This is a genomic window from Rhizobium cauense (assembly GCF_019511525.1).
GTDB lineage: Bacteria > Pseudomonadota > Alphaproteobacteria > Rhizobiales > Rhizobiaceae > Rhizobium > Rhizobium cauense.
Map to the genome: position 1 here is coordinate 1 of NZ_JAEUAT010000026.1, position 19145 is coordinate 19145.

A 19145-nucleotide genomic window follows, 5' to 3' on the forward strand; every position below is an offset into this window, starting at 1 on the left:
CCACTAAAGCCGTTTGCCGGCACCATCGGCGTAGCGCCCGCAGAGCCCGGCACCCATTCGGTTGTCCCGCCTCGCCGGGTCGGCGGCAATATGGACATCCGTGACCTGACGGCAGGCGTCACACTTTATCTGCCCGTTGAAGTCGAGGGCGGCCTATTCTCAATCGGCGATACTCACGCAGCCCAGGGTGATGGCGAGGTCTGCGGCACTGCAATCGAGAGCCAGATGAATGTGGAGGCAACGATTGAAGTCGTGAAGGACGCTCGCCTGCAAACGCCGCGTTTCACCACGACGGAGCCGGTCACGCGCCATCTCGATGGCGCCGGCTACGAAGTCACCACGGGAATCGGCCCCGACCTGATGACGGGAGCGCGCGAAAGCCTTATGCGCATGATCGACCTGCTGGCGGCCGAGCACGGTTTGAGCCCAGTAGACGCCTACATGCTCTGCTCGGTTTGCGGCGATCTGCGCATCAGCGAGATCGTTGACCAGCCGAACTGGGTCGTTTCGTTTTACTTCCCGAGGATTGTATTCGCGTGATGTCATCCGCCGCGTCTGTACCCGTTCTTTCTGTTCGAAGTCTCGCTGTCGATGCTCTGACACCCGAGGGACGCAAACCGGTGCTTCGGGACATTGGTTTCGATCTTGCCGCCGGAGAGACCTTGTGTATCGCGGGGGAGTCCGGCTCCGGCAAATCAGTCACGTCGCTCGCGATCATGGGACTGCTTCCCAAGGCATCGCTTCGCGTCGTGGCGGGCAACATCATTCTTGGAGAGCGAGATCTGCTGACGCTCTCCAACCGCGCGATGCGCAGCGTGCGTGGGGGCGATGTCGCCATGGTGTTTCAAGAGCCCATGACCTCGCTCAATCCGGTCATGTCCGTTGGAGCGCAGCTGACGGAGGCGATACGCGAGCACCAGGGCAGTGAACAGGCCGAGGCCGTTGCCTTGAGGATGCTTGATGCAGTGCAGATCACCGATCCAGCGCGTCGCCTTAAGCAGTTCCCACACGAATTGTCCGGCGGGATGCGCCAACGTGTCATGATTGCAATGGCACTCAGCTGCCGCCCCAAGGTGCTGATCGCGGACGAGCCGACGACCGCCCTCGACGTCACAGTTCAGGCGCAGATCCTGAAATTGATGCGGGAACTGAAGGCGGAGTTCGGCACTTCGATCATCCTGATCACACACGACATGGGCGTCGTTGCGGAAATGGCGGATCGGGTCATCATCATGCAGCACGGCCGTATCGTTGAGAACGGTCAGTCGGCTGCAATCTTCAATACGCCCAGGCAAGCATATACGCAGCAGCTACTGGCTGCCGTCCCCCGTCTCGGCGCAATGACGGGAACGGATGGGCCGCCCCGCGTGACGCCGAGGTCGGGCAAGACACAGCAACCCGACGGCGAGCCGATCATGGCCGTGCGCGGTCTGAACGTCAGCTATGGCAACCCAGGAAGCCGTTTCCTCAAGAGCACACCGCCCGTCCAGGCTGTCAGCGATGTTTCATTCGACATTCGCCCCGGCGAGACACTCGGCCTCGTCGGAGAGAGTGGATCGGGCAAATCCACGACGGGCAAAGCCGTGCTCGGTCTCATTCCCTTCACCGGCGACGTTGTCATCGAGGGTCGCAACGTCGCTGGACGCAGTCAGCGTGACATGCAGCCGGTCCGGCGAGCAGCCCAGATGATTTTTCAGGACCCCTATGCATCACTCGATCCGCGCATGGCGGTGGGCGCAGCGGTCGCCGAACCTATGGTAATCCACGGGATCGGCAACAAAACCGACCGCCAGGAACGCGTTGCGGAACTGTTGCGCCGTGTGGGGCTTACTCCAGACGCGGCGACACGCTATCCACACGAATTCTCCGGCGGCCAGCGCCAACGTATCTGCATTGCCCGGGCGCTCGCTCTCGAGCCACGCATTATCATCGCAGATGAAAGCGTCGCAGCACTCGATGTATCGGTGCGCGCTCGGGTTCTGGATCTCCTTCTCGAGCTTCAGGAGACTTACGGTCTCGCTTACCTCTTCATTTCGCATGACATGGCCGTCGTTGAGCGCATGTGCCATAAGGTTGCTGTCATGCGGTCCGGGAAAATCGTGGAAGCAGGATCAAGGCGCGACATTTTCGAGAACCCACAGAACCCCTATACCCAGACCCTGATGGATGCTGTTCCCACGCTTCCGCCTGCTCCTGTGAGGGCGAGCGCCTAGCGACAAGTAAACCGGCAACAAAAACCATGATCATCCTCGGAGCACGGTTTCCGTCGGTTGATGAGGGCACTTCTGCGGCTCTTCGTGTTGCATTTGGCTCGGCAAAGCACTATCCAGCCGGGCGCGCCCCTAATATGGAGAAACAAACTCATATTTTGGTGTCGCGGCCGGGCGCTTTGCGCATACCCCCTTTTCGTTTCGAGTGTTTGAAATGCTGCGTCGTTTTTTCTCCTACTATCGGCCCTATCGCGGTCTTTTCATTCTCGATTTTTCCTGTGCCATCGTCTCCGGTCTGCTCGAACTGGGTTTCCCGATGGCCGTCAAGCTTTTCGTTGACCGGCTGCTGCTTAGCCAAGAGTGGTTGCTAATCCTGCTTACATCGGCAGCTCTGTTTGCCGTCTACATTGTCAATACTGGCCTCATGGCGGTCGTCACCTATTGGGGCCACATGCTCGGAATCAATATCGAGACCGACATGCGACGTGCAGCATTCAACCATCTGCAAAAGCTGTCATTCAGCTATTTCGACAACCAGAAGACGGGGCATATTGTCGGCCGGCTTACGAAAGATCTCGAAGAAATCGGCGAAGTCGCCCATCACGGTCCGGAAGATCTTTTCATCGCCCTCATGACCTTTGCCGGCGCTCTGCTGCTGATGTTTTCGGTCAACTGGCAACTGGCGCTGATCACGGCGGTTGTCGTTCCGCTAACGGCATGGGTGACCAGCCACTTCGGCAGCCGCATGACGCACAATTTCAGGCGTCTCTTCGAGAGGATCGGTGACTTCAACACGCGCATTGAGGAAAATGTTGGCGGAATCCGGGTGGTACAGGCCTTCGCCAACGAAACCCATGAGCGCGCGCTCTTCGAGAAGGACAATCAAAGCTATCGGCGCGTCAAGCTCGACGCCTACAAGCTGATGGCAGCGAGCAGCTCGCTCAGCTATATGAGCATGCGCCTGACACAGATGGTGGTGATGATCGCTGGGGCCTATTTTGTGCTGTCCGGCGACCTGACGGCTGGCGGCTTCATCGGTTTTCTGCTTTTGGTCGGTGTGTTCTTCCGCCCGGTTGAGAAGATCAACTCGGTGATCGAGACATATCCCAAGGGCATCGCCGGTTTTCGTCGTTTTACCGAACTCATCGACACTGAACCGGATATCGCCGATGCACCTGATGCCGTCACGGTCGACCACCTCAAGGGCGAGATCGTCTACGATGAGGTCTCCTTTGGCTATAGCGCGCAAGCACCAGTGTTCAAAGGCGTCAACCTGACGATCCGGGCCGGTGAAACGATTGCCTTCGTCGGGCCCTCGGGCGCCGGCAAGACGACCATCTGTTCGCTCCTACCCCGGTTCTATGAAGTTGGTGCGGGTCGTATCACGATCGACGGCACGGATATCCGGCAGATGACGAAGGTATCCCTGCGTCAGCAGATCGGTATCGTGCAGCAGGACGTCTTCCTGTTCGGCGGCACGATCCGCGAGAACATCGCCTACGGCCGGCTCGGTGCCAGCGAATTCGACATTGTCGAGGCAGCGCGCAGGGCACGACTGGAGGAGCTGTTGGCAGGACTTCCCGCAGGGCTCGATACGGTGATTGGTGAACGTGGCGTCAAGCTGTCGGGCGGTCAAAAGCAGCGTGTCGCCATTGCGCGCATGTTCCTCAAGAACCCACCGATCCTTATTCTCGACGAAGCGACCTCCGCTCTCGACACGGAAACAGAACGCGCAATTCAGCGTTCGCTCGCAGAACTGTCGGAGGGTCGCACCACACTGATCATCGCCCATCGCCTGGCGACCATCCAGGGTGCTGACCGGATCGTCGTCATCGAGGGTGACGGCATCGTCGAACAGGGCACCCACCTTGATCTGATTGCCAGACGCGGCGCCTACAACCGGCTTCATGATGCGCAAATGAGGAATCACTGAAACGGCGAAAACGTCAGGATTGATGCATCGCAATAAACTTGATAATTACACACATGTTTTATTGTAGCGGGACTTCGCCATGACATTTCAGCCGCGCATGCAGAACGAGATTGAGGGTTTCTCGGTCATCGGCGGGCTCAGACGTCGAAACTGGAACGGCATAACCGCTGATTTGTGGGATGTCGAATGCGGTCCATACGCGGGCGGACACTATGTTGCCCGCGATCCACGCCTCTTCATTCTCCTCGACCATTTCGGCCGCGGTCGTCCATCCGTCAAGCTTTCGTCACGCGCCGCCGGCAGCCCACAGGACCGACAGGCGAGCCCGATTTCCTACATTCCGGCCGAAATGGACCTTTGGGTGGATATCAGGGACGTGCAGTCCATACGCCATCTCGATATCCATTTCGATGCCGATATCCTCGGTCAGCGTTTGATGGAAGAGATCGATCCACAGAAACTAGGCGATCCGAAACTGCTGTTCTTTGACCAGCGTATCATGGCGCTTGCCGAACTGATTGCGGCCGAAATCGCCAGTCCCTCTCCGTTGCATGACCTTTATGGCGACGGACTTGCGGTCGCCCTTTTGATCGATGTCTTGAAGATGACCAAAACGCCGGAGCGCAAGCGCGGGGCACTGGCGCCCTGGCAACTTCGCCGCGCCACGGAGTTCATCGAAGAGCACTGCGTACGCAGCATCCGCCTCCAGGAACTGGCTGATCTGACCGGGTTATCCCCATCGCATTTCAGCCATTCGTTCAAGGCCTCCACGGGTCTAACTCCACATGATTGGCAGATGAACGCCAGGCTCGAGCACGCCAAGCAATTGTTGTGCGACAAAAGGCAGGCCCTGATCGCCATTGCTGCGGAAACGGGGTTCTCCGATCAGGCGCACTTCACCCGAGCTTTCCGCAAACACGTTGGAACGACGCCTGCGCGCTGGCAAAAGTCGAAGCTTGGGTGATGCATTTTTGCAAGGATTTGTCCACGAATTTTGGAATTGCCCAAAATCGTTCAATCAGCGCAGATCACGCCAAGCCCGGGAATTAAATTTGAGTTAATCGCTCACCTTATTGCGGGGCCGCATTCGGCCAGTGGCAGCAGGTGGTACGAGCGGGGTCCCGGGAATGCATGAAGTAGAAGGTTTCCAAAGCAAGCGGCGAGTTCTGAGTGCGAGCGTAGCGCTGATCGGAATGTGCGCCGCATGGGCCGCGCAAGCGCAGACTGCCGACACGGCACTCGCACCAATCGTCGTGCAGAGCAAAAACGCCGATGCCAGTGCGATCGGCCCCGTGAAGGGCTACGTCGCCAAGGAAACGACGACGGGCTCGAAAACCGACACGCCACTCAACGAGATCCCACAGTCGGTCTCCGTCATCGGAAGGCAGGAACTCGACGACCGCGGCGTCGTCAACAAGGTGGATGAAGCACTGCGCTACACCGCCGGCGTTACGGCAGCCCCATATGGTACGGATCCTGATACGGACTGGTTCTACATTCGCGGTTTCAACGCGACACAGACCGGCGTCTTCCTGGACGGTCTCAGCCTGTTTAGCTACGGCTTCGGCGGCTTTCAGATCGACCCTTTCATGCTGGAGCGTGTCGAGGTCCTGAAGGGACCCGCCTCCGTCCTTTACGGCGGCTCAAACCCAGGCGGCATCGTAAACATGGTGCGGAAGCGTCCAACTGACGAGCCGTATTACTATACCGAAACCGGCATCAACAGTAACGGCAACGGGTTCGGTGGCTTCGACTTCTCGGACAAGGTTGGTAGCAGTGATACGATGAGCTATCGTTTGACCGGCAAGATCGCTGGTGGCGATAACTATTCGGACTACTCGCACGACCTCCGCGGCTTCCTCATGCCGCAGCTCACTATATCACCGGACGAAGCCACCAAGCTTACCGTCTGGGCCTATGCGGGCGGGCTTGACCAGGTGCATACCAGCAACGGCTTCTTTCCTTATGAGGGCACCGTGGTCGACCGGCCCGGGGTCGGAAAAATCCGCCGCGACTTCTTCGCTGGTGAACCCGATCTCGACACCGGACGCTATAATCAGGAAATGGTCGGCTACGAATTCGAGCACGAGTTCGATGGCGGCTGGAAGATCGCGTCGAACTTCCGCTATGGCCATCTCAATAAATACGAGTTCGGTCCGTACCCCTATCTGTGGGCGACGCAAACCGAACTTCAGCGGATCGGCTTCGAGGGCGACACCAGCGCGGATAACGTCGCCTGGGACAATCGCGTCGAGAACGAATTTGATCTTGGCGGAGCGACGCACGAGATCATGGCTGGCATCGACTACCGCTACTACCGCATTGACAACGTCCAGAGCTCTGTGTTCGGCGCCGGCTTCCCGCCCCAGCCCTACAACGGCAATCTCGACGTACTAAATCCGAACTACGGCCAGCCGCAACCAACGCTGGGCTCGCTGTACAACGAAATCATCACGATGAACCAGCTGGGTTTCTATACCCAGGACCAAGTCCACTTCGGGGACGGCTGGCTGCTGACCCTCAACGGCCGCTACGACTTTGTCCATACGGACTTCGACAATCGACTCACACCGGCAAACAGTTTCACCAGCTCCGAAGGAGCCTGGAGCGGCCGTGCCGGGCTCGCCTATGAATTTAGCAATGGAGTGACGCCGTACATAAGCGCTGCAAGCTTCTTCAACCCCTTGGTCGGACTTGGCGCGCAAGGTCCGCTGTTACCGGAAGAGGGCGAGCAGTTCGAAGCTGGCGTGAAGTATGAACCGACTTTCATGGACGCCACTTTCACGGCCTCGGTCTTCCATATCAAGAAGCGCAACAACGTTGTCTCGATAGCAGTACCCCCATGGCAGGACCAGTTGGGCGAAGTCAAATCGCAAGGCGTCGAGCTCGAGGGTAAGGTCAACCTCAACGACAACTGGAAGGTCCTTGGGTCATTTACCTATAACGATGTCGAGGTCACCAAGAACGATCCAAATCCCGCCCTCGTGGGCAAGACTCCGTATATCGTACCGGATGTCACCGCTTCGCTTTGGCTCGATTACACGGTCACAACGGGCACATTGGAAGGCCTCAGCCTCGGAGCAGGCGTACGCTACAAGGGAGAGTCCTGGGCCGACGAGGCCAATACGCTCAAGGTTCCGGATGCAGCACTCGTGGACGCGGCGATCCGCTACACGAAGAACGACTGGGTCGCTTCGCTCAACGTCACCAACGTCTTTGACAAGGTCTACGTGGAGAGCTGCGGCGGCGTGGGCGCATGCGGATATGGCGACGCCCGTACGTTCACATTCAAGCTCAGCAAGGTCTGGTAACATATTGTTTGCATTGCAGACTGAGGCGCTAATTGCGTCCTCCTTACGCAACTGGAGTTGGATGTGAACACTCCACGTCTCACACGCAGGGCCTTTGTGGCTGGAGCAGCCGCACTCGCCGCTGGAAGCGCTTGTGCGCAGTCTTCGCAGACACGCGTTGCCACCCTCGATTGGGCGCTCCTCGAAACGCTCCTTGCAATCGGCGCCAACGTGGTCGCTGCAACCGAGTTGCGCCAGTTCCGTCAGGTGGCGGTGACACCGGAGGTGCCATCCGCCGTTGCCGATCTTGGACTTCGCGGAACGCCAAACTTCGAGGTTTTGCGTTTTTCTCGCCCCGATCTGATTTTCAACTCAAACTTCTATGCCTGGGCCAATCCGCTAATGAGCCGGATCGCGACGATTGACAGTCACACGATATATGTGCCCGGTGAGCGCCCGTATGGTAAGGCTGAACAGGCAACACTAGCGATCGGAGAGCGTCTGCAAACCCCAGCGGCGAAACCCCTCGTGGAAAATCTCTCCGCCAAGCTGGAAGCCTACAAGTCCACATTTGCAACCGCCACAGACGGGCGGCCAGTTCTGCCGATCAACCTCGGCGACGCACGCCATTATCGGGTTTTCGGTTCTGATAGCATGTTCGGCGATGTCTTGCGCCGCGTTGGTCTTTCAAACGCGTGGAAAGGTGCCACCAGCTACTCTGCCACGGCGCCCGTCGGCATAGAAACGTTGGCGGCCATGCCGGATGCATGGATCGTCCTTATCCCACCGCATCCACAAGACGCATACCAGACATTGACGCGCAGTGCGTTCTGGAAAGCCCTCCCCGCCGTTCGCGAAGGCCGCGTACTGACGACAGGATCGATCAATCCTTACGGGGCGCTTCCTGCGGCAAGTCGCTTCGCTGACTTTCTCGCCGAAGGGTTCTTGCGTGTCAAAAACGGTTAGCCCGCCTATGGTTCGTGCGCCTTCCGTTGGAGCGACAATACCCGCCATTGTCCTCGCGGTTGCCTGCGCCACGCTCTTCATTCTGCTTTTGTTGCTGCGTCCCCATGTGCCTGACGCCTCCGGACAGGCTGACGCTCTGGACGAGATTTTGCTCTGGGATAGCCTCCTGCCACGCGCCGCCATTGCACTGATCTCGGGTGCTGCTCTTGGTCTGGCAGGTGCTCTGCTGCAACGAGTCCTGCGCAATCCGATAGCGGACGCCTCGACGCTCGGAATTGCGTCGGGGGCGCAACTCGCGTTAACGCTCGGCCTGCACTTCTCACCAGTTCTCTTAGGATTGTCGCGAGAGTTGGTCGCCTTTGCCGGCGGCCTTGGCGCCATCGTGACTGTGCTTGCATTGGCCTGGCGCCGAGGTCTCGATCCGGTGACCGTCGCGATCTGCGGCATGATCGTAAGCATGGTCGCCGCTTCGCTCAGCGTCACTCTGGTGCTTGCGAGCGGTGAATATGCAATGTCGATCCATATCTGGGGTGCCGGTGCGCTTAATCAGCAAGACTGGAGTGGGGTGATGTCGCTTGCACCCCGGTTGGCGGCTGGCCTGCTGGGCGCGCTGCTGCTGCTCCGCCCGCTCAATTTGCTTGCGTTGGACGATGCCAGCGCCAAAGGCCTTGGAATCTCGCTGCATACCGTGCGGTTCGCTATTCTGCTGCTTGCGGTCTGGCTCTCGGCCTCAGTGACGGCAACAGTCGGCATCATCGGCTTCCTCGGGCTTGCGGCACCAGCGATCGCAAGGCTCTGCGGTGCACGAACCACGGCGCAGGTGATGACCGGCGCACCCCTTACGGGCGCAGCGCTACTGTTTTTGACTGATTGCCTCACGCAGCTGCTAGGCCCTGGCTTTTCGGATCTGGCACCGACCGGCGCAGCGACCGCACTGATCGGCGGCCCCCTCTTACTCTGGCTGCTCCCGCGCATTCGTGGCCGAGCGGAAGTTGCGGCCAAATCCGATCCGGCCGTTCGACGGAACTCCCGGTCAGTGCCAACAATGCTGTTTCTCGGTGCGCTGCTGACGGCGGCCATTGCTGGCGCTGTCGCAATTGGCCCAACCGAAGGTGGTTGGAATATTGCGACCGGCGGTCTCTTCTTTGACCTTCTTCCGTTCCGGCTCCCTCGCGTCCTTGTCGCCGTTGGCGCCGGAGCCATGCTCGGCGCAGCTGGGTTTCTCATGCAGCGCATGACCGGCAATCCGCTGGCAAGTCCGGAAGTGCTCGGTGTTTCCAGCGGCGCAGGTGCCGGCCTGACCGTGACGCTATTCCTGTTCGCATTCCCTTCCCCGCCGATCATGATCGGCGGAATGGCGCTGGGTGCCCTAGTGTCTTTCCTCATAATGATCGCAATCGCCCGGCGTGCAGGTCTGTCCGCCGAGGCGCTCCTGCTTGCGGGCGTTGCCATCAGTGCCTTCTGCCTGGCGATCATCAGCATGGTACTCGCGCAGGGTGACATGCGAAGCTACATCCTCTTGAACTGGATTTCCGGATCGACCAGTCGAGCAGGCAATTTGGAGGCGTGGACGGCGATCATCTCCGTAATCGTCTTGGCAACGCCGCTCTTCCTGATGACGCGCTGGTTCGCCATACTGCCGCTTGGCACCGGGATTGCGCGCAGCATTGGCGTTCGCGTCACACCGGTTCGGCTCCTGCTTGCGATGCTAGCCGCGCTCATGACGGCAATCGCTTCCTTTCTGATCGGACCGCTTAGCCTAACCGGCCTCATCGCACCTCATCTTTCGAGGCTGCTCGGTCTTCATCGTGGTCGCGACCACCTTCTCGCGGCCATGCTGACGGGAGCCTGCCTGCTCGTCTTCGCCGACTGGCTATCGCGTATCGTGATCTACCCTTACCAGGTCCCTGTCGGCCTGTTTGCCGCGCTGATCGGGGGTCCATATCTCCTCTGGCTGCTCGCCCGCAGGCGCAACGGCGCGTCGGGGTGATACTCACCCTCGTCGGTCCCGTCGGACACATTCCGTTAGGTCATGCGACGCGCAACAGTGGAAAGCTGGCATGAGCATTTCTACGCAAACAATTGATCAGCCATAATTTTCTGCGCCCCCCACGATTTCGAACCGCTTTTCCCGATCTCCGTGGGACTACTGCAGAGTTCGACTCCCGCCGTCGTCGGACGGCACTTCCGCACTCAAGAGCAGCTTGTCGATCCTGCGCCCGTCGAGATCGACCACTTCAAATCGCCATCCGTTCATGACAAAGCTCTCGCCGACCTCGGGGAGGTGCTTCATCTCTTCGAGGACGAGCCCGGCCACCGTCTGATAATCCCGGTCGGAACCGACCTGGAATCCCATGAAGTCAGCGAACTCGTCGATCGGCGTCCAACCGGAGACGAGATAGCTGCCGTCGTGACGTCGAACGATCGCCTTCTCCCCAAGCGCATCCTCCTGAACCGCACCCATAATGGCTTCGAGGATGTCACCCGAGGTCACGACGCCTTCGAAATGGCCGTATTCGTCATAAACGAGAACCATATGGCACGGTGAACGCCGAATGGCCTGAATAACATCAAGCGAACCCGACAAATCTGAAACGATCGGAACTTGCTGCACGAGCGCAGCAATATCGACATGGCCGGAAGTGGCGAGCGCATCGTAGAAATCCTTTGTGAGGAGAACCCCGATGATCTCGTCCGAACTGTTCGTCCTGACAGGCAAGCGCGCCTTGGCGGTTCGGTGAAGCTGGGCTCGGATTTCGTTGAAGCCGTCCTCGACATCGATCACCTCCACGTCGCGGCGAGGCGTCATCAATGCCCTGGCATTTCGGTCGGCCAATCTCATAACGCCGGAGATCATCGCGGACTCTTCCGTCTCAATGACGCCTGCGCTGTGCGCCTCTGCGAGCACGGTCTTGATTTCCTCATCAGTGACGATGTCTGTGGATTTGCCCGATTGACCGAGAAGCTTCAGGAGAGTGCGACCGGAGGCATCAAGAAGCCAGACAAGCGGCGCAGCCAGGCGGGAGAGAAGCATCATCGCCGGCGCAACCTTGCTGGCGACAGCCTCGGGCGCGCGAAGCGCGATCTGTTTCGGGACCAACTCGCCGACGATGAGCGACAGATATGTGATCGCCATGACCACCGAACCTACGCCGAGGGCATCGGCAGCGCCTTGGGACAAGCCTTGGGTGCTCAACCAGCCAGAAAGTCGGGCACCAAGTGTCGCGCCCGAGAAAGCACCGGACAACACGCCGACGAGGGTAATGCCGATCTGGACGGTGGAAAGGAAGCGCCCGGGCTCCTCTGCCAGCCGGATCGCCATTGCCGCCCCGCGGCTTCCTTGGTCAGCGAGTACCTTGAGGCGCGCTGGCCGCGCGGAAACCACCGCGAGCTCGGACATCGCGAGGACGCCGTTGAGGATGGTGAGAATGGCAACGATTGAAATCTCGAGGAGCAAAAATGGGAACCTTATTATTCACAACTACGCGAAACATAGGCATTCTCCCGCAGAACACCAGCACTTCCAACAGGTTCCGGTAAATGTTTACTCGCCTGTCGCCGTAGTAGATGGGGTAGTAAGGGATGGTAACCCGGCCCACAACCTGAGGGCCATCCATTTTGACGCTCACTAACTGCCTACCATGGCTTTACGAAAACAGACGTGGATGGCAGACAACTTCAAGCCTGGCTGCGGTCGGAATGCCTTGCGACCCTCCGTCTCACGGCATAGCAACCGGCGACAATGGTGATTGACGCGAAGACCAGTGCGATCAGCAAGTGCACATGAAGCTGCAACCGACCCAATAGAGCCTCAACAGCATTTCCGAACGCATATCCAATAGCGGTTATCAAAATGCCCCAGATGATGGCGGCAACACCGTTGAGCACGAGAAACCTCGCCGCGGACACCTTCGAGATGCCGATTGCCACCGGGCTGATTGTTCGGATTCCATAGATGAAGCGAAACGCTAGAATAAATCCTGTCGGGTAAGCTTCAAGAAGCCGCGTCACCCGCGTTAGCGGCTCCGATCCAAGAAGCTTCTGGACGTAGGACCACCTCGTGGCATATCGACCTGACACGAAGAAGAACTGATCGGCAGCAAACGATCCGAGACAAGCCGCCAAGGCGACTTGCCAGTAGGGAATAAGCTGTCGATGGGCGAGGACGCCCCCGAGGAAGGCGGCCGTTTCCCCTTCGATCGCTGCACCAAAAAAAACGGCGAGAACACCGTACGTGCCAATCATCTCTTCCAGCAACGCCTAAGCCTCCGGTCGCAGCAACGCCGCGCAATCTGACGCGAATTGTCTCCTATGCCAACATCTGCAGAGAAGGTACGACCTGCATTTCCAGCATTCCGCGAACTGTTTGTCTCCGCTGCCGTCTGGCAAATTCACAAGGAACACACTCGCAACGCCTTGGGAATGTGCTAGCCTAACGGTCTGGGCGGCTTTGGGCTAGCGGCCACCGAGGGAAGCGCGATGCAGGACAACGATCCGAATGGCGCCATGAAACCACCCGCCAAGCGTGGCCGGAGGAAAGTCCAAGCCGCAACCAATACCGTCGAACGCCGGATCGTCACAGCGCTTTGCTACGATCTGGTGGACTCAACCGAACTCTTCCATCGCATGGATCTCGAAGACTATCGCGAGCTGATATCCGCGTTCCAAGCAGCAGCGAACAAATGCATCGTGGCACACTCTGGCGTAATTCGAGTGGAGGCGGGCGACGGCGGTCTCGCTTTATTTCCTATCGATCTCGGACCGCGGGATGCGGCTTCCCTTGCAATTCGGGCCGGTCTCCACATCATCGAAACGTGCAGGCGCGTTGGGGAGGCAGCAGGTCGTGCCGATCTGCAGGTTCGCGTCGGCATCGCCACATCGGTTGCTCTAGTTCAAGGAGGCCACGAACAAAGCTGGAGCCATGAACCCGTCGTCGGCGTAGCCCTTGCACTCGCCACGCGTCTGGAGACCATCGCGGCTCCCAACACAGTGTTCGTGTCGGATGAAACCTGTCGCCTCGCGGGACGTTCACATCCGTTTTCATTCGAGGGTGCCTGGAACCTCAAGGGTTTCGAGACACCCGAGAGGGCATGGCGTGCACTCGGTCACAAGAACGAAGTGGACAGGTTTTATGCCTTCGGCAGGCTCGGCGGTTCCTTCGTGGGGCGTACGGACGAACTCGAGGCCCTTTCGAAGGCATGGTCAGGAGTCGTTGCGAGAAATGGACAGACTGTCGTCATTGAAGGAGACGCCGGCATCGGCAAGTCCCGCCTTCTACACGAGTTCCGCCGTTTGACTCGAGCTGAGCGGTCGAAATCCTTCTTCTTTCAATGCGTTCCCGGTGGCTTTCACTCGACGCTCCATCCCCTGGCCAATAGTCTTACTGGCATGCCCGAGACCGGCGGGCAGTCGAAATTGACCGTATCGGCGGTCGCCGCCCGCTTCCGAAGACACGGCATACGGGACGATGATATTATCGAGGACTTCGCCTATCTGCTTGGTGCTGAGGGTGGTGAAGGCCTGGCGAGCGGCACCGCCAAGCTCGTACGCGATCGAGCGAGACAAGCGATATCGCGGACGCTGCGGGCGCTATGCGAAACTGGCCCAATACTCTTGGTCATCGAGGACGTTCACTGGATCGATCCGACCTCGCGTGAATTTCTGATCGAAGCGATCCGTGGCATCTCTGACCTGCCGATCCTGCTCGTCGCGACCACACGTCCCCAACCGCTTGCAGAATGGCCGGCTGACGCCAATGCATCGCGACTGCACTTACTGCCTCTGGATGCAAGCGAAACGCGGTTGGCAATTGAACGGAACTGGCCGCAACACAGACAGGCTGAACTCTCGGAATTGGTTGAGGTAACGGAACGAATTTCCGGCGGCGTGCCGCTCTTCATCGAACAGATTTGCCAATGGGTGTCGGACACCAAAGGTGCCGATAACGTCACGATGCCGGAAACGGTATCTGCAACGCATGTGTCCGCGTTCGAGGAGATACTCGAAGCGCGGCTTCGCCAACTGGGTCCGGCACGAGATGTGGCACGCGCGGGCGCCGTTGCGGGCACTCGATTCACCTTGCCGCTACTCCAAAGGCTACTTCCGGACCATGGCAAGAAGGCTCTGGTCAACGCGGCAGACATGCTGTGCGATACCGGCTTCGTAACGCACGTACGCGTTGGTGGCGCGGTTACCTACGGCTTTCGCCACGCACTGATCCAGGAAACGATCTACAAGCCGCTACTGCGACGGCAGAGCCAGGCGCTTCATCGACGGCTCTTTGAAGCTGTTAGCGAAGATCCAGCGATCGCACCATGGATCGATGTCAGCTCCCTTGCTGAACATGCCGAACGAGCGGGCCTTCACGAGAGGGCGGTCGAACTGTTTATCCGGTCTGGTCAGGAAGCGGCACGTCGTTCAGCCCTTGCCGAGGCTCGCCACCATCTCGAGCACGCCCTGTCAATATGCGACGGCCTGGAGTTGGTCGATCGGATTGACCGGCTGCGGCTCACGGCCGTAACAGCGTTGGGGCCGGTCCTTACCGGCGCGGTTGGCCTCAATTCTCCACCGGCGCGGAAGCTCTACGAAGATGGAGTGGAGATCGCCAATCGTCAGCCGCTGGAGGAAAAGTCACAGTGGTTCCCGATCTACTGGGGTTGGTGGCTGACCGGGTCAGATTTCTTGACAATGCACGAGCGAGCGATGGAGGTCCAGGTCATGCTGGCCGGCGTCCAGGAGCCTGAAGTACGCCTGCAGATGAAGCATTGCATCTGGGCGATCGACTTCAATCTTGGACACCATGGAGAAACCCAGAACGCGATCCGCGAGGGATTGGCGCTCTACGACCCACAAACCGCAACCGAGGCCCGAACCATCTACGGCGGCCACGATGCGCGTGTCTGTGGCCTGGGCCAGTTGTCACTGTCTCTGTGGCTAACGGGCCAAACGCATGAGTCGGACCGAGCGCTCCAGGAAATGCGGCAATTCGTCAATGAGATATCTCACCTGCCGAGCAAGGCCCATTCTCTCGACACGGAGGCCGTTTCCGCATTTTATAGAAATAATTACAATCGGTTGTCAGACGTCTCTGAAGAAATGTCTGAATTTTCCGCCCAACATGAAATGCAAACTCTGGCGGGCCTCTCGCTTCTCTTCGGCGGGTGGGCCGACGCGCATCTTGGCAATCTCCAAGGCGGCTATGCGCGGTTCTGCAAGGGGTTTGATCTACTGACGGAGCTTGGAGCAGTCATTGATCTACCGATCTATCTTTCCATGCAGGCCGCGATGTTAGGCCTCGACGGCAAGATAGACGAAGCTATCAGCACTGCAAGTCAGGCCATTCTCAAGGCGCGAGAGACTGGACACGCCTATTGGCTGGCCGAGCTTTATCGTGTCCGCGCCATGCTACGCGCTCGTGCGGGTGCTGTCCAAAATCTGGTCGTGGAGGACCTTCGCATGGCGGCAGAAATCGCCAGCACCCAAAGAGCGGTTGCCCTCGAGCAGAGAATAAACCAGTCGATCGAGGACCTTGGGCTTGTTGTCGAGCGGTGAACGCCTTGTTGAAGATGAACTTCTAGCTGACCTTGCAGAGGACGTCGCCTCCAATCGTGTCTCTCCCCTGTACCACGAAGAAAAACCGACAGATCTTGCCGCCTTCCTGTGTAGGTTGAGACCGATCTGCAGGCAGGTGGGCGTAACCCGCATCGCGGACCTTACTGGGCTCGATCGGCTTGGCTTGCCTGTAGCCCAGGCAATCCGCCCACACGCCCTTTCCGAGGTGACTGCGCTTGGCCGCGGTCCATCCATCAAACATGCGGCTGTAGGAGCGATCATGGAAGCGCTTGAGCGCCACTATGCGGAAACAATTCCTGTCGACCGTATCGTTCACAGTAGCGCCGATGAGTTGGACGTTCCGGAAATGCTCTTTGATAGTCAGCTTACAGGACCACATCCAACTTGGCGACAAGCGCAGATACCCTGGATTGCTGGCCAAGACCTGATGACGGGTAGCCGCCGAATGGCACCATTCGAACTCGTTCATACTCACTACACCGAACCACCCGCAGATTTCGATGGGCTCTTCTTGCGCACCACAACGGGCCTCGCATGTCATTCGAGCTGGCATCAGGCAGTCGCACATGGGCTTTTCGAATGCGTTGAGCGCGATGCGCTTGCCCGAGCGTTCGCCACGCACGGCTTTTTTGACAGGCAGCGCCTTTCGCCCGACAGTCTTGGCTCCAGTGTCGCTCAGCTGACCGGTCTACTTGCAAAGCGCAACATAACAGCCGGGTTCTGGCAGGCGCCTTCCCCGACCGGAATATCTGTTGTCTGGTGCCAAACGATCGAATGTGGCGCCGGGCATCCGATACTTGCGTTGCCGACGGAGGGCTACTCGGCGGGACCCGATCTGAAGGTGGCGGCCGAGACTGCCTTGCTTGAGGCATTGGCGACCCGCGCGGGGGCGATATCGGGTGCCCGGGATGACCAGACCGCGAAGCACTATCACAGGCGCATAGACGAGATTGTTTCAAGAGCCCGGGCGCTAATTCTTGATCCCGTGTCCTCCACACAAAGCGTGGAAGGTCGGCCGGTCTCCACCCTCGAAGATCTGCTCGTCCGCATCGCAGATGCAGACCTTGGTCCCGTTATTGCAATTCCGCTCGGCTCGAATTCTGATGCTACCGTTTGCTGCGTCAGGATCTTGCTCCCGCGCAGTCGCCCATTTTCCATCGTGCGCTAGGAGGACGATGTGGGTAGCACTGATAGATCGCCGCCTATACTGGTGTTTCTGGGGCCGACATTGCGCCTGCCGGAAGCCCAGGCCACGCTGGATGCGATTTACCTTCAGCCTGTCGCACAGGGCGATATCCTCCTTGCTGCCCACGCATTTCGACCGAAAGCAATGGTGATCATCGATGGGCATTTCGAAGGTCGCCCATCCGTGCGACACAAGGAAATCCTGTGGGCGTTGGCGCAAGGAATCGTCGTGATCGGGGCAGCCAGCATGGGGGCGTTGCGCGCGGCGGAACTGAGCAAATTTGGCATGATTGGCGTAGGCCTGACCTACAGGTGGTACCGGCGCTGGGCGCTGGCGCCGGACGATGCGGTCGCCATCCAGTCTGGTCCGGTCGAACTTGGCTTTCCTCCCGTAACGGATGCTCTCATCGATCTTCAGCGAACGTTTTCCTTTTTGATGCGCCAGGGGAGCATTGGCGCGGCTCAACGCGACCTTCTCACGGCTACAGCGCGGCAGATGAATTTCCGTGATCGCACCTTTGACAGGGTCATGCGCGCGGCAGGCTGGCCTCGCGCAGGAATAGATGACCTGCGCCATGAAATTGTCCGACAGAAACGAACAGATGCCTTACTCGCCCTGCGGCAGGCGCCTCGTCTGGCAATTGAGTTCTCCGGTTGCCGCCCGCTCGGAGCTTGGGTTGCAACGAATACTTTCATTCGCGATCTCGAAGCCTCAAATATTGACACTGCCTTAATTAATACTTACTGATTAAACGTAAAGTTGTTTCGACCTTTAGGGCGAGGCCGACATGGATTTACACCCGAATGTTGCGCCGACCCCAAGGGAGGCCGGAACAGGGACACGGTTCTGGATCTTTCCTCAGCCGCCGTTCATCCCCGGCTACGAACAGCCTGACCGCGTCTGGCTTTCGATGCTTCCCGACGAAATCTCCGAGGGTCCGAGCGATGCCCTGATGTATGTGGCGGATCCACTATACAGCAAACAGCCTTACGGTTTGTCGCGCCTGCCACCATTCGATGGCGCCAGGCGTCCGCCAGTACCAGCAGGTCCCGATCGGCATTTCGACAGTATTGCCCCCCGATCGCGGGCCTATTTTGGCGTTCACGCCTACGCCTGCATTCATCGCGTGCTCGACATCTGGCAAAGTTACCTTGGCCATCAGATCCGCTGGTTTTTCGACGGCACGCTCCCGAGACTCGAGATTGTTCCATTTGTCGAATGGGACAATGCTCAAGCAGGCTATGGTTTTCTCGAACTTGGATGCTCGCATGCCGGAGGTTCTCCGAGACCCTATGCCCTGAATTTCGATGCGATTGCCCACGAAGTTGGTCATCTCATTCTCTTCTCGGAGATCGGCGTCCCGCTCGGGGCTTCCCGAGAAAGTGATTTCTTCCCCTTCTCCGAGGGATTTTCCGACTGCGTGTCGCTCATCTCATTCCTCTATTTCGACTCGGCCATCGACCGGCTGTTGCGGAGGACCAGTGGAAACCTTCTGCTCTACAACGAGCTCAACCGGTTCGCCGAAACCAGTCCGGAAAGCCAGATCCGCCTTGCGACAAACTTCAGACGGATGTCGCAAGTCACCCGCGAACCGCACGACCGCTCCCTTCCCTTCGTCGGTGCCGTGTTCGACAGCATCGTTGAGCTTTATCATCAGAACCTGGTCGCAAATCACTGTGCCGGGAGCCGGCTCCTCGAGGTGGATCTGCGAGAGCTGGCGCTCGATGAGTTTGATCGCTTCCGGGAATTGACGGCCGAATCTTTCCGCGAAAAGCCCCTGCTCTTCCAACTATCGCTGATGAAGGCGCGTGATGACGTGGGGCGTGCCCTGGGTGCGGCACTGGCAAATCTGGATGCACGGACATTGACGTTCGGTCAGGCCGCGATGGCGATCGTTGATGCTGCCGACGGCGCGGCGGCTGAACGTCTCGAAGACAATTTTGCGTGGCGTGAAATCATCTCGTGAGACAACCCCAGAGGAGACGACA

The 19145-nt window shown here is 58.8% G+C and carries 13 protein-coding genes; 11 read left to right on the forward strand and 2 right to left on the reverse strand.

From position 1 onward, the window contains the following. The 7 genes from JNB88_RS30270 to fhuB form a co-directional block, all read left to right on the forward strand. Positions 1–540: acetamidase/formamidase family protein (locus JNB88_RS30270; RefSeq protein WP_220358668.1), on the forward strand; the 540-nt coding region annotated here is incomplete at its 5' end. Next, the gene (locus tag JNB88_RS30275; protein WP_220358719.1) at positions 540–2213 is read left to right on the forward strand and encodes an ABC transporter ATP-binding protein; all 1674 of its coding nucleotides are present in this window, start codon (positions 540–542) and stop codon (positions 2211–2213) included. The genes JNB88_RS30270 and JNB88_RS30275, both read left to right, overlap by 1 nt. Positions 2214–2424: 211 nt before the next feature. Then, positions 2425–4143 carry an ABC transporter ATP-binding protein gene (locus JNB88_RS30280; RefSeq protein ID WP_220358669.1) on the forward strand — a complete coding sequence of 573 codons (1719 nt, stop codon included), beginning with the start codon at positions 2425–2427 and terminating at the stop codon, positions 4141–4143. A gap of 79 nt (positions 4144–4222) precedes the next feature. Continuing rightward, on the forward strand, positions 4223–5107 hold the full coding sequence (locus JNB88_RS30285; protein ID WP_037129933.1) for a helix-turn-helix domain-containing protein: 885 nt from the start codon (positions 4223–4225) through the stop codon (positions 5105–5107). A 163-nt stretch (positions 5108–5270) separates the two neighbouring features. Continuing rightward, on the forward strand, positions 5271–7454 hold the full coding sequence (locus tag JNB88_RS30290; RefSeq protein ID WP_220358670.1) for a TonB-dependent siderophore receptor: 2184 nt from the start codon (positions 5271–5273) through the stop codon (positions 7452–7454). A 63-nt stretch (positions 7455–7517) separates the two neighbouring features. Then, complete coding sequence (locus tag JNB88_RS30295; RefSeq protein WP_220358671.1) at positions 7518–8399, forward strand: ABC transporter substrate-binding protein; 882 nt, start codon at positions 7518–7520, stop codon at positions 8397–8399. 7 nt (positions 8400–8406) lie between these two features. After that, positions 8407–10389, forward strand: coding sequence for a Fe(3+)-hydroxamate ABC transporter permease FhuB (gene fhuB, locus JNB88_RS30300; protein ID WP_220358720.1), 1983 nt, complete (start codon positions 8407–8409; stop codon positions 10387–10389). Between the two features lie 156 nt (positions 10390–10545). Here fhuB and JNB88_RS30305 read toward each other — a convergent pair whose 3' ends face one another. Both JNB88_RS30305 and JNB88_RS30310 read right to left on the reverse strand, forming a co-directional pair. Beyond that, positions 10546–11856 (reverse strand): hemolysin family protein, encoded by a 1311-nt coding sequence (locus JNB88_RS30305; RefSeq protein WP_037129928.1) that lies wholly within the window; start codon positions 11854–11856, stop codon positions 10546–10548. A 221-nt stretch (positions 11857–12077) separates the two neighbouring features. Continuing rightward, entirely contained in the window at positions 12078–12644 is a 567-nt protein-coding gene (locus JNB88_RS30310; protein ID WP_220358721.1) for a DedA family protein, read from the reverse strand. A 234-nt stretch (positions 12645–12878) separates the two neighbouring features. Here JNB88_RS30310 and JNB88_RS30315 point away from each other — a divergent pair, with 234 nt between their 5' ends. The 4 genes from JNB88_RS30315 to JNB88_RS30330 are packed head-to-tail and all read left to right on the forward strand — an operon-like array spanning position 12879 to position 19123. Beyond that, positions 12879–15950 (forward strand): ATP-binding protein, encoded by a 3072-nt coding sequence (locus tag JNB88_RS30315; protein ID WP_220358672.1) that lies wholly within the window; start codon positions 12879–12881, stop codon positions 15948–15950. Continuing rightward, positions 15934–17139: a YcaO-like family protein gene (locus tag JNB88_RS30320; RefSeq protein ID WP_220358673.1), complete on the forward strand. Its 1206-nt coding sequence runs from the start codon at positions 15934–15936 to the stop codon at positions 17137–17139. The genes JNB88_RS30315 and JNB88_RS30320 overlap by 17 nt, the downstream gene beginning before the upstream one ends. A gap of 9 nt (positions 17140–17148) precedes the next feature. Next, positions 17149–17904, forward strand: coding sequence for a TfuA-like protein (locus JNB88_RS30325; protein ID WP_220358674.1), 756 nt, complete (start codon positions 17149–17151; stop codon positions 17902–17904). Between the two features lie 40 nt (positions 17905–17944). Beyond that, a complete protein-coding gene (locus JNB88_RS30330; protein ID WP_220358675.1) occupies positions 17945–19123 on the forward strand; it encodes a gluzincin family metallopeptidase in 1179 nt (392 codons plus the stop codon). Positions 19124–19145 lie beyond the last annotated feature (22 nt).

Coding starts and splice junctions, on each gene's coding strand:
- JNB88_RS30310 (WP_220358721.1), bottom strand. CDS start 12,644: ATGATTGGCACGTACGGTGTTCTCGCCGTTTTTTTTGGTGCAGCGATC.
- JNB88_RS30275 (WP_220358719.1), top strand. CDS start 540: ATGTCATCCGCCGCGTCTGTACCCGTTCTTTCTGTTCGAAGTCTCGCT.
- JNB88_RS30290 (WP_220358670.1), top strand. CDS start 5,271: ATGCATGAAGTAGAAGGTTTCCAAAGCAAGCGGCGAGTTCTGAGTGCG.
- JNB88_RS30315 (WP_220358672.1), top strand. CDS start 12,879: ATGCAGGACAACGATCCGAATGGCGCCATGAAACCACCCGCCAAGCGT.
- JNB88_RS30285 (WP_037129933.1), top strand. CDS start 4,223: ATGACATTTCAGCCGCGCATGCAGAACGAGATTGAGGGTTTCTCGGTC.
- fhuB (WP_220358720.1), top strand. CDS start 8,407: ATGGTTCGTGCGCCTTCCGTTGGAGCGACAATACCCGCCATTGTCCTC.
- JNB88_RS30330 (WP_220358675.1), top strand. CDS start 17,945: ATGGATTTACACCCGAATGTTGCGCCGACCCCAAGGGAGGCCGGAACA.
- JNB88_RS30280 (WP_220358669.1), top strand. CDS start 2,425: ATGCTGCGTCGTTTTTTCTCCTACTATCGGCCCTATCGCGGTCTTTTC.